The following is a 13276-nucleotide window of genomic DNA, read 5'->3' as shown; positions in this document are numbered from 1 at the left end:
ATTATTGGGGTAATCATTTTCTCATCCCGAAGTTTGAAACATTTGCTGCCCTTGGCGGCACAGGGAATTCTTATGCTTATCGTCGCACAAACACCAATTTAATTCATTTAAAGATGGACCACAATATACCCGACCTTCTTAAAAAAAATCCCGTATTCAAGGATTTAAAGTTGTTGGCTACAATCGCCAAAAAAGAAAATTCAATCGACTGGGCTTTGTTTTTTAAAGACGACTTATGGCTGATTCCCCTATCGAAAAATGCCATCGAGGAAGCCAAAAAAGCCTCCGACACAACAATCCCCCATATGGGCTGTTCCCAAATCGTACTCCGAAATGCCAACGGCAGCAAGTTTTGGTATGAAGACGACGACCCAACCTCCGAATGGAAAAAAGACCTTATCCTGTCGTTGCCTATCAACACCAAACTCGAGCAACTCAACAAAGGCAAATGGTATCCGATCGTTTTGGGCGATGGCCCCAAAGTAAACCTCAGCTATTGGCGTTCATCGGGCACGCTGGCCACAACTGACAAAATCTTGGTGTTTCCGGCCCCGAAATGCCATCTCATCAATAAGGCCGGAACATACGCGGATTATCATTTGTCGTTTGGCCTCATGAATACCAAAGAACCTTTCCTGAGCCTTGATCGTGCTGATGATTTGGCGAATGTCGGCAAGGACAGTCCATTCATTTGGGCAACCCAAAAACGCAACGATGATTTATTGGTGCTTCGAAACGCACCGATAGAAAATGATGAACTCCTCGCCGAAGATTTTGTCGACAAGCCACTCAAATTCTATCTCGACAATACCTTTGTCAATCGGCAAAAATCAAAAGATTTTCGGAGCATCTTTGACAACAAAACACCAACCGATGTCAAACCGTGGCTTTACATCCACAACCACCAGAGGGTTACTGTTTGCTATGCCCGTGGAATTGTATTTGACAAACTCAACGACACCACAAAGCCCGAAACGGATCCAACCCGTATGGCCTATACGATACTGCTGCAAAATTGCAAAAAAGAGTATACCCAACTGCTGGCCAAACTTTACCACTTGACCGGGTTTTGCCATAAAGCCTACCAATTGCTCCAGCAAACCAAAATCGGGATCAAAAATGCCTTGGCCTCGAACCCGATGGGTATTGTCCCCGAAATCGACAATGCGGTTTTCAACATCCCGGCCGGTATTTCTTATGTCAGCGAATGGAGCGCCGAAGATCCTGGCAATGCCTGCAACGTCCAATACTCGTTTACGCTAAAAAAGACGATGGTCTTCAACGGCGACCTAACCCAAGACAACTACAAAAGCACCAATCCATTCCGGATCAATGTCAACAGCACACAATCCGAAGCCATCCTGATCAAAAAACCGGTTTTCGGCATCAAGATGCTCGAACAGCAAACCGGCGACAACGGTTCGTTGTTCCGGACCAGGCTCGAGGGTTATGAAACCGACAGCGTCAAAATAATCGACGGTGCCTTCGAATTCGAACTGGGTCCGGTCGCCTCGGTCGACACCCAAAATTATCCGAAAAAATTCGGACAAATCCGGTTCACGCTCCAAAACAAAAAAACACAGCAACCTTTTTTCCTGTGGCAATACCGCGATGTCAGCCAGAATAGCGATATCGTGCTCAAATATGCCATCGAGGAATTTTCACTTCCGATAAAAAACGTCAGGGCCGCCGGACAGGATTTGATCGGCAGCGAACGTTTCCTCGCCCCAAGTAGCGTGGGCGCCGTATCGGAAGGCGCAGGCGAACGCAACGATTCGTCTTTGGTGATCCCGATGCGCGAAAAAAACACATCCCCAACCAATAAAACCTACTTGCTGGCCTTCTCCGAAAGTGTCAATGTGGGCCAGGATTACCGGCTCGATGTGAAACTGCTCGAAGTAAAACCGGAAGCCAACACCGACAACAGCTCCTCGATCAAGGCCGTTCTGCTCGATACCAACCCGCAATTCCTCGGACTCGTGGACGCGCGGTTTTTACAGCAGCCCGGATTCGATGACGGTGCCTGGATTCTGGCCCGGCGTTCCCAATTATCGTTGGAAAACGGCGCCTGGGAAATTCTCGACGACAGTGCCAAGACTGAAGGATTCCGTTTGGTCCTGCCCGCTCAGGCCATTGGCGAAGCCTACACCAAAAACAATGTCGACAAGAATGGGACGGGAAAGGTTGCCGATGATGAAGGCAACATCATCCTGGTCAACGGGCAATCCATCGATGCAGGTGCATTGGGCGAACCCAAAGAAGGGCAACCAATCGAATTCAAGTTCGGCGCCCCGGCCTTGTTCAAGATTGCCAATGAAAGGCTCGAAAAGACGCTACGTCGCTCCATCCTGGAACCTGCGCCACATCTGGGGACAACCCGGCAGCCTGCTTCCTGGCGTGCCTTTTCTTGAAGCCCAATTCGAATTGCTGTATGGACTGAACGCACACCTGAAACCCGAAGACACCCATATCGCCGAACTGGCTTCCAAATTAGGAGAAATCCCGGTACCGCCCGCCAACAGTGTCTTTTGGGAAACCACCGCCATCCAAGACGAAACCTTTTCGGAGGCTTGGCACAATTACCTGGCATTTTACAGGGCATGGAAATCACGGGTGGCGGTCCTGGAACCTTCGAAAGAGAATGCTTTCGGCCGGGCGAAATTTTCGGAAAAGCTCAAATACAGCCCACGCATCGATTTCAGGTCGAAACTACAGCGACCTGTGACCAGTACCGAATTGGAGAACGACATCATCGAAGAATTGAACAAATTATTGCTCATTGTCACGGCCGAAGACAAACCCGCCATCAATCAACTAATAGCCGATACCAAAGCATTGCAGAAATTGATCGCGGCAAAAGACGAAACGGCGGCAGAAAAATATAAATCCTTGCGAACAGCGTTGGCGGCCAACGAAAAAACCAGTGAGATTGCCCAAAACCTTTCCCTATACGAAAGAATCGGCGCAAGCCTCAGGTACCCGATACACGACGGTAGCGAAATCCCCGAAAATGGCAAAATCGACCCCAAAGATTTGAGTATACTCGAAAAGAAAATCAAATTTTCGCACGACAAAAACGGCCTTGCCGGCGGTTTCCATTACGGCTTCGAATCGAAAGAAATCTACAAGGAATTTTGGCGCGAGGCTTTCAAGGGCGGATCTTCATCTGGTGAACTCGAAGCACCCGCCTACTCTTCGGTTGGGGGCTGGGGCAAACAAACGGCAAGATTCGCCGGCGACAAAACCATCATCAAGTCGACCACGACCATGGGCCGTACCCATTTCTATGCGGTGGAACGCATCGGCAGGATTGGTGTCTTGTGGCACAAGGCCAAACACGTCATCGAATACGAAAGGACGGTCGTGCCATCGGCTTATTTCCCACACCAACCCAAATTGCACGGAAGACCGATCGTGCGCAAGGTGCGCGAATACATCGAAATACTGGAACCCATCAAGAAATATCCTGATTTCGAAGGCCACAGCGACGACGCGCCCGGAAGTATCCAAGCCTGCCATTTCAAGTCGATCATCATACCGGTCAGGAGTTCGTGGGGCAAGGACGTGGCCTTCAATGTCCCGAAGTTAAAACCAGACGGAACAGCCGAACCCGGTAGCTTCGAATACCAGAACTTCGGTTGGGAAATTCCGCTTTGGCACCCCGATGCCGACCCGAAATTGTTCCCTAAACCGCAGGTCAGTTTTGAATTGATTGCGCCGGCCGAATCGAATGTGTCATCGGTGATGGTCAACCTTTCCGAACCGCAGCACTTGAGGTTTTACACCGATACCCGCGAAAAGGTCAATCTCAGCGACACCGCAAAAGAGGTGATGCTGACAGCCGACACCTCGAAGTGGCCCGCCATCAAATATGTCGATTATACCGACTTGCCGCTGCCCAGCGAAAAACACCTCGCTCCTTCCCTGGCCAACGATTCGGGCAAAAATATGGAACTCCAGATGCCCGACGTTTTGGAAGTCCCGCCGGGCTTTGAACGTTATACGTTTAAGGTCGATACGAGTGAATTGCCTTCGGGCGTAGCCAACCGCTACAATCCGAAAAGCGGCATCTCGGGCAAAATGAAATCGGTGACCATGATGCGCAAGCCGGTCTTTACCGAGAAGGACAGAGACGAGAATGGACAAGAAATCAAGCCAAAACCAGTTTGTGTCACCTTTGAAACTTTAGTCAGTGCCCCAGAATCATTGCTAAACCGTGTGTACAATGCCGGGCCCAATATCGTAAAGGAAATAACTGAAGTATTCACCCGTGATGTTATTAAAGATCATAAATTGGCTCCGATACTTAAAAAACTGAACAATGAAAAGCCTGTCACGTTAAAGCACTTCAAAGCCCTTTATGAGAACCACCGCCCAGGTCATTTCCCTACCAAATACCTGTGGAAAGAAGCCGTCTCCTCATCCGAAGGCATGCTCAACAACCTGCTCGCATTGTATACCGAACAAAGCAATCACCTCAAAAAAGAAATCGATTTGATTGTCGCCCAAGGCGGTGATTTCAAGGACGAAGCCATCGCGGCTTTGAGGCGTTACCAGCACCGCATTGGCGCACTCCATTTGAAGGTGGACATCGGCATTGAGTTTTTTGCTTCCCTACAAGGGCAACTCGAAACGGGACTCCAAGCGGTTGAAAAGCAAGCCCGTGAAGAAAAAAATAAGATTACCCAATTCATCTCTGAAGAAGAAGCGCGCATCCAAACCCTGATCGACGATGCCGAAACCGATTTTGAGGTCTATAAAAACAAGGTGGTTGCGGCATTGGATACTGCAATCCAAAACAGCGACAAATTGTTAGAGGCACTCGATAAACTCAAACTCCCGGGGAAAACCTTGAACGATTTGAAAGCGGTCGTCAAAGAAAAAATTTCCGGTGTCAAAACTGCCTGTAGCGATTTAAAAGATGCCATCGGCACTTTGACCGACATTGACGCGGTCCGGGAAGCCGTAACAGATTTAAAAGCCGAAATCATTAACCACGTCGCCAATTTTGAAGCGCTCCTGAAAGATTTGATCAAACAAATCGAGACTTTCGAAAAAGAGGAGTTCAAAAAAATCCAAGATTTCTTAAATGCCGTCAAAGATAGCGCGAAAGACATCGAACAAGAAGTCATTGCAGCAATCGAGGTCGCGATCAAAGACATTGAGGTCGGATGGGAAAATGCCAAAGGCGAAATTTCATCGCGCATCAATAAGTTAAACGGAAAGGTCCGAAAATGGATCGATGCCGATTCGGATTCGTTTAAGGCATGCCTGGCCAAAATACTTTATAAGGACGACAATCCGGGCTACGATTCGGTTTTTGGAATCCTCAAGACCATCGACGGCTGGATAGATCAATTGCTTGCATATTTCAAGACAAATTACCTGGCCCAATTTTCAGAATTCACCGATGAAGCCAAAGTCAAAGAATGGCTCAGCCGATATGACGAATACAAACAATTGGAAACCGCGATTGCCAACGGCAATACCGAACAGATCCTCAAGCTATCGACCGCCCTGGCCAACCGGATCAGCCCCGAACTGGGCCAGCTCGCCGCAGAGGCCGCCGAGAAAATCCAAGAGATCAACCGGACCACCGAATCCTTCAACGCGATGCGCAACAGCGGCCAGCAGGTATTGGACAATTACCGCAGCGTATGGGGAGAATTCACCGCGCCCGGCATGGGACTCAACCGCAAGACCGTTGCGATGATTGTCAACAAGGATTGGAAAGAGGTCGAGCAAAGATTGTCGATCACCCCTTGCATCTCGAGGGTCAAGCAGTTCGAAAACGACCTTGAGGGACTGGGGCTGCGTACACCGGTGACCAACATCCTGGAAGGACTATTGCCGCCCAAACCCGAGTGGGTACAAGGCGTGGGCGATTACAGCAAATCGCTGCTGAACAAGTTCAATTTCTCGGATGTACTGTCCGATGTGGGTGCGATGCGACTCGACAAATTGTTCCCGAATTTCAAGATGCCAAACAACCTGCGCGACAACATCAAGGTCACGCAGGGCTTCGACAAACAAAACCTGTTGGCCTGGGTCAATGCCGAAATTGATTTCAAGCTCGATGCGCCGCAGTCGATCCTGGCCATCGGCCCAATCGACGTGAAATTGAACGAAGGCAAATTTACCGCGCGCGTCCGCATGGAAATGGACATCGAGGGAAATACCAAAAAACAAAACTCCGGTATGCTTGCCGGGGATTGGGAAACCAATATCGGGGGCGTGCCGATCATGACGTTCAAGGAGGCGAAGGCCATTTTCGAAGGCGACAAACTCACCTTCGACCTTGATCCGAACCGCATGGAAATGCCGGGGCTGCTCAAACTATTGACCGATGCGAGCAAAAACATCCCCGCCGGTGCAGAAGATGGCGCCGGTGACGGCAAGCAAAGTCCATTCAAAATTGGTTTGATTGAAATGGACGGACAGGAAATCCACATCGGATTGGCGGGAAGAAAATTACCGATCGGCGTCAAGGCCAGCCTCGACATCCCTCCGATCAATGTGGGCGGTGGCACCACTGCCATGACCAACCTTTCCTTTGGCGGACATTTCGCCTTGCAATTCTGGGACATCCAAAAGAAAAAATTCGGTTTCATGACCGCCCTGGGCTTTTACTTGGGCAAACAGGACGCTCCTTTCAACTTCACCGCGTTTATTTTGGGCGGCGGCGGTTATGTGAAAAGCGACATCATGTTCAAGCCGCAGGAAGGACTTTCGGTGGTTTTTGTCATGAGCGTGCATGCCAGTGTCGGATTTGCGCTTTCCGTAGGTTGGATGAGCGGCAGCATCCTGATCCTGATGGGGCTCGAAGGCGAATACCACAAAACACCGGACGCCGAGTCAACCGTGTACGTGAGCATTTTTGTACAGATCATCGGAACGGTCAACCTGATGGGACTCGTCAGCGTGTACCTCGGATTGCGTCTGGCTGCCACTTACAATGGCTCGCAGCTTACCGGAAAAGGACAGGTCAAACTCAAGATCAAGATTTGTTGGTGCCTCACGGTAAAAGTCGACAAGCAATACCAGAAGACCTTTGCCGGAAACAATGAGAAAAAACGAATCGAACAACCCAAAGAGGAAGCGGTTAAAATTTCAAACACCTTAAGCTAAAGATTATGTTACAAGTACTTATAGATCCGTCGATGTTGACCGGGAAATCCAACGCCAATTGCGAAATCACCGTAAACATTTCAGGCTGTGCCTGGCCCAAGGACGAACCCATACCCGATTTCAATGACCGTGAGGAGATGATGAAATTTTTCTATCCTTGGCGTTGGGAAAATCCAAAATGGCTCAAGATCCATTGGTTCAAGGAAATAATAGTCAAAAATCAGCCGACAACTTATGAATTCCTTGGCCAAGGCAATGTCCCGCTCGAGATCACCTCAAACAGTTATGCTGCATTCGACTCTGACGAACTGTTGCTTCAGGGCCATTATGAATCGTTGTTGAACAATCGATTGATCAAGAATGAGCAGGCGGGATACCCGATCGAATTGGATGAAAATCAAATCCGCTTCGACCTGACCGGTCTTGAACAAAGCCCTGCCCAGATTACAATCGATGACGATTACCAAAGCCCGTCGGAAAACCAGCCCAATGGTTTCCTCAATATGTCCATCGCGCAATTTGCACAAAAGCTGCCGCCGCATAACCTGGGACTGCACCTGACTTTTTTTGCCCAAAGCAACGCCATCACCATCCCGGATGAGGCGACCCATTTTGTGGTCTATCCGGTCGGGCAATTCCTGGATGACCGATGGAGCAGTTCGGTAGACAACGGCAGCATCAACAACAATAAGGTACGGTCGTTTGTGTATTACAACGAGGGCCCGAAAATGCAGATGCAATGCCAATTTACCGCCATCCCGCTTCCGTCGGCCCAAGATGCCAAAGACCCGATCCAATTGCGGGACAGCAATGGCAATTTCCTCGGCCAGACTACCGTAGAAGTGCACGATTCCAATGAATTGTTCGACAAACAATTGTTCAAACAAAACCTGTTGGCCAAGACCAGCCTTATTTTTGATTTGCCTGCGCTGTTGCTGGAGCACCTGGACAGCCAAATGGACCTCATTTCCCAATTGGACCCATCCGGCCTCAAATCGTTTTTCAAAAACGCCAACAGCGTACTGATGGGATTGATCCGCGACCATTACAGCATCGGCAATGCACTCAACGAGGCAAACACCAAAATCCTGTTGAACGGCGTCACTTTCGCTGAAGAAAAAGACCCAAGCCTGCCCAAAGGAATCATCAGCCAGTACAACGAAAAAGCACGTCCTGCTTCGTTGGACCTGCTCAACAGGCAAACCGTATTCGATCAATTGAAAAGTAACGACGGTGGCGACCTCGTGGCCTGGCGTTCGATGCTGAAGTTGCTCCCGGCACTGGACAAACAATTGCAGGAAATCGAGCTTTTTGAAAAAACGGAAGCCGATCAAGAATTTGTGGTTGGCCATGACGATCCAAAGTTGTGGCTCAGCCATTGGAAAGCAATCCTCGACAACCGCATTCCGCTCAGCGATGATACCGACGATGCAGCCATCCAAAAACAACGCGACATCCAAGCCGACAAAAGAAAATTGTTCCAACTGCAAATTGCCAACGCTGCCTTCCCCAATGCAAAACAAGGCCCAGCCTGGGAATTGCTGCTGGGCATACTCGATGGATTTTTTGAGTACTTCTGCCCCAGCAATCTGTTCATCGAATCGGTCGTCACCCACAGCAAGGGAAATGACAGACACAGTCAATTCAACGATGCCGATCCCAAGGCGATCAAACAAAAACTCATCGAAACTTGCCTTGCGGATTATGCCGACATCCGGATTGTGTATGACCAAGATGCCGAAGTCGCCACAGAAAAGCTGTTTCCGTCGATTAAATCCGAATTGAAAGCGCTCTCGGAATTGGAAATAACCACCGCATCAGGTACAGTCGCGTTTTTTTCCAAACAAGCATTCACCAATTTCATCAAGGCGTACAATTTCAACGACAAAGACAACCTACTTTGGCTGGACATTGAAGCGGTTATTGAGGAATTGCTCGAAAAACCAACCGATGTACCGCCCCAGGTGTTGGTCATGGTCGACACGCTCGATCCCATCAAACTGCAGGACAACAAAGAAGATCTGGCCGATGAAATCAGCGGGCACTTGGTGGTGATGCAACGCAGCCAAAAGGCAAACACCGCGGTAGATCCCACCCAGACGAATTGGAAGGCGCTCAACTGGAGCCGGGTCAATTTACTGAACAACAAGGACAACGAAATTACCGCTTTGTACCACCATTATTTGATCCCCGCTTTCCTTCCTGAAACCGACAACATCAAGAGCACCTACCTGCCTTTGTCCAATGAACGTTTGTCCCTGATCGCCGGTCACGACAGCTTCAAGGACAATGCAGATGACGCGGACGATACCCCCGATTTTGCGTTCCAATATCCGTTTGAAAATACGGCTGTTACCGATGGCACCAAGACGACAATCACCGTTCCCCCGGCTTTTGCATTTTGGTACGGCTACCATTACGATTTTGCCGGTTTTGTGGTACTCAACAGCGGCGTACTCCCGCCTAAGTTGCGCAAGCAATCTGAATGGGTCACGCCAAAAATCGACCAGAACGACCAAATAACCAACCGATCCCAATACAAACATTACCGCAGGGTACCGATTGCCCAGCCTTCGTCAGAAATATTGCGCGCCGACCAGCTCGAATTGATTCCCGTCCCGACGGGACTGTTGCCGCTGGCCTGTGAGCTTCCGGAATGGAAGGCCAAAAAGGAAGCCAAAGACGACTCCCAACCCAACCTGCCGGTGTATTTGCTGTTCAACAATGAAGCGACCCACAAGCAAACCAATCTGCAACTGAAAGTCGGCAAACCATTGACAAATTTCTGGAACTGGTATGCCTGGCACGGAGACCAACTTACTTCCGAACAGGGAAAAAAGAACCTGACCACCGTGCTCGAAAATGAACTAAAGCTTCGCGGCACAAAAATACCAAACGACTACCTGCACGACCCGGCCCTGTCCAATACGCTGGTAGTGGTTGTGGAGCAGCTTTTTCCGGTCAATAATGGCAAGTACGAACATTTTGAAGTCGAATTGGCCGATGAAACCCTACTATTCGCTCCCGTTCCCGACAAGATGGTCGAGGTCAAAATGGTCGATTATGTGGCCAACACTGCAAACCTTGCATTGGTCAAAGAAAAAATACAACCGGGCGGCAAAAAAATAAAGTGGATTGAAATTCCGCAAGGTTGTGTCGCACGGGTCAGTGTCCATGGCAAAACCATGAAAAGCCATTTCGGCAAGGACAAGACCGGCAAAGATGCCAAAAAGTTCCACCCTTGGATGGACAACCGTATCGATTCGCATTCGCCTGCGAGCGAAAAATATCCCGATCATTTCCTGACTCCTCCGACCCAGATGCTTTTTGAGGCGGCGATGAAACCATCATTAGTGGTACTTGGCCAAGACAGCCAATCGTCAAACGAATACAGACTTTGGAAGCAACTCACCCCGTTTGTAACCGATACGCAACAGGTAGCGCTCGATTTGACCAAAAACGACCACCGCTATTCTTATTTCAGCCGTACCAAAATCCTGCACCAGGTTTGGCATTGGAACGGGCGATTGTCGGGCAGCCTGTTAAAAATGGCCGACGAGAATGAAACAGCCGGCTTTCCGGACAACATCAACCCGGAGGACGGCAAGACCAATTATGCGATGAAATGGGAAGCCTGGGAATTTTCGGACCGGCCCGATTTTTCGGCACTCGAATACACGACCCATTTAACCGCAAGCCGCATCGATGCCGACAAAGGTGAAACCAAATGGCAAACCTTGTTCACCGACAACCGTCCCGTCGATGAAAAGGCACTGTACTACCGTTTCTCTGCGGAATTGTTCGGACGCTATGAACTGCTGGGCGGTCAATACGCCGGAAAAGTACAATCAAAAATTACAGTAGAAGATATCGACAATCCATGGAAAAGATTCCTCAGGCTGAGCACGCGAACCAAACCATTGCCAAAACCAGCCATCCGTTTTGCCATTCCGTTGACCGCCTCGATCGACGAGTGTCCAAAACCCAACGAGATTGACAGCGCCTCCATCATGGTGGTACTCAACGACCGTTGGTTTTCTGAAGCCGGGTTGGCCGAAAAACTGGAAATCGGGATTGAATTGCTCGAAACAGCCGCAGAACAGCAACCTATGGCCGGAGTTTTGGAAGCTTCCGAGAAACAACCTGCCTATTACCTGAATGCCGGGCCGGATCCGATACTTTCAGGCCAAGGGCTCCAAGCCATCGCTATTGACGATCCTATCTTGACTATCGAGCGACCCGAAAACAAGAACCCGGACAAGAAAGAAAATCCAATCGTGCTTTTTACCCCGGAAGGTCCGGCCGGATTGACTTTCGATTTTGCAGCGGCTACCCCGAAACTGATCGGTTCGACTTTTATCCTCAAAGTAAACGACATCAATCGGTTTGTTGCCAAAGACAAGGAACCCAAAATGGATGCGTGGTCGATGGTACAGATTGCGGCCCGTCGGAATGTAGACAAATCTTTCCTCAAAAAAGTGGACGGAAAGTATCCTGAGCTCAAGAGCGAATGGACCGCCAAAGAGTGGGTGCAATTCCTACCCAACAGCAATGCAATGATCCCGCATGCCTGGAAAAAAGAGCATGCCAATTACGGCCAGGTGCATTTGTCGTTGCAAGGAAAAGACATTATTGCCCGGCAACCCGGTTTCGAAATGCCGGTCCTGATGGCCGACCAGACAACTGATGCCAGCGGAATGGAATCCAAAACAGAGAAATACCTTGTGGTGTCACAGAAAGTCTACAATGCAGGCGGCTTGCCTGTTGAGACTTACAAGGCCACTTACCGTTATGCGGGCGGAAACCAATTTGTTTTCAATGACGCCCTCGAGGCCGAACATTTCCAGCCCGAATCAATCCAGGAAGGTTATGCCCGGATCATCATGGTCCGCGTAAACAACAGACAGGCATACGAGAACAAAAGTCTGTGGGAAATGCTTTTTGGAGAGAATGTCCATGAATCGGTTCCGTTTGGGCAAGTACAAAATGACCCTGCCGCTGCCCTGCCGCTGATCAGCAAACGAATTTCAATAACCCTTAAATAATTATTCAATGGCAATTACTTTCAAAATTACAAGCAAGACCGGACAAAAAGCCGAAGGAATCCTAAGCTGGCCCGAAAAAGGATTATCGGACGTGGCCGTATCAGGGCCTTATGGCAATGGTTACATCGAATTGGGCGTCTACCATGCCAAGCGGAATTTCCTGTTGGACAAACAGCCCAGCGAAGATGCCTATTGCGACACAAACAACAAATGCTGGTTCCAACGGCTGGATGCGCAGTTTGCATCTACGCGAACCGAAATCGGTATCCATCCGGACGGCAATGTTCCGGGAACTAAAGGCTGCGTGGGCCTGAATATTCCCAACACCAAGGCTTGGTACGATGCGTTTTTTGCCGTAAGTCCCGGCAAACATACCGTTGTCACGGTAACCGAAGAAGCGGCCATCGTTTAACCCTTGCAGCGATCAGCGAATCAAACAAAATAATAACTTAAAACTAGAAACCATGCCAACACTCATGTTACCACCGGCCAAGCCACGGCTATCAGGCCAACGGCTTCAGGAACTCATCGCTTCCTATGGGGTAGACCGCAACCAATATCCACTCATACTGGTCGGTATTCGCGGCTATTACCTCAATACACTCGGGGTTCCGAACACAAACGACAGGGGAATCTATGACGATGCCCTGTTTTTAGACACTCCCAACGTAACGGTGTCGTTTAACGCCAATACCGATCCATCGATCAAAAAAAACGGGAGAGCGGTACTTCAACCAGGCGTTTACTATGCGCACAAATTCGATACGCATTACGGAAAAACCGCACAGTATCCGGCCATTTGCCAACGATTGGGCAAAGTCACCATACTGCGGGATGGCGAAATGACAACACAGGAAGGCAGCAAATACGGAATCAACATACACCGCGGCGGAATAACTACGACAAGCAGTGAAGGATGCCAGACCATTCCTCCAAGCCAATGGGATGGTTTTTACGAATTGGCCAAAAGCGAAGCCGTACGATTGTACGGAACCGATTGGAATAAAAAAGTGATCCCTTACATCCTGATCAACAACACCGGGCAGGTATAAAAAAATCCCGGGCCAATGACCCGGGACTCCAACAACAATCCTCTTCATCAA

At 49.4% G+C, this 13276-nt stretch carries 5 protein-coding genes; all 5 read left to right on the top strand.

Translation table 11 applies throughout. The features are described from left to right. The first annotated feature begins 113 nt into the window (after positions 1 to 113). The 5 genes from QM717_RS15810 to QM717_RS15790 are packed head-to-tail and all read left to right on the top strand — an operon-like array spanning position 114 to position 13225. A complete protein-coding gene (locus QM717_RS15810; protein ID WP_415038887.1) occupies positions 114 to 2411 on the top strand; it encodes a hypothetical protein in 2298 nt (765 codons plus the stop codon). Then, entirely contained in the window at positions 2314 to 7128 is a 4815-nt protein-coding gene (locus QM717_RS15805; protein ID WP_415038886.1) for a hypothetical protein, read from the top strand. Before QM717_RS15810 ends, QM717_RS15805 begins: the two co-directional genes overlap by 98 nt. Before the next feature lie 5 nt (positions 7129 to 7133). Beyond that, positions 7134 to 12173 carry a hypothetical protein gene (locus QM717_RS15800; RefSeq protein WP_415038885.1) on the top strand — a complete coding sequence of 1680 codons (5040 nt, stop codon included), beginning with the start codon at positions 7134 to 7136 and terminating at the stop codon, positions 12171 to 12173. 7 nt (positions 12174 to 12180) lie between these two features. Then, on the top strand, positions 12181 to 12585 hold the full coding sequence (locus tag QM717_RS15795) for a hypothetical protein (protein WP_415038883.1): 405 nt from the start codon (positions 12181 to 12183) through the stop codon (positions 12583 to 12585). A gap of 52 nt (positions 12586 to 12637) precedes the next feature. Further along, positions 12638 to 13225, top strand: a complete 588-nt coding sequence (locus tag QM717_RS15790; RefSeq protein WP_415038881.1) for a hypothetical protein — start codon at positions 12638 to 12640, stop codon at positions 13223 to 13225. The last annotated feature ends 51 nt before the right edge of the window (positions 13226 to 13276 follow it).

The organism is Flavobacterium sp. (assembly GCF_047602195.1).
Classification (GTDB): domain Bacteria; phylum Bacteroidota; class Bacteroidia; order Flavobacteriales; family Flavobacteriaceae; genus Flavobacterium.
This window is presented reverse-complemented; position numbering and strand designations above follow the sequence as displayed.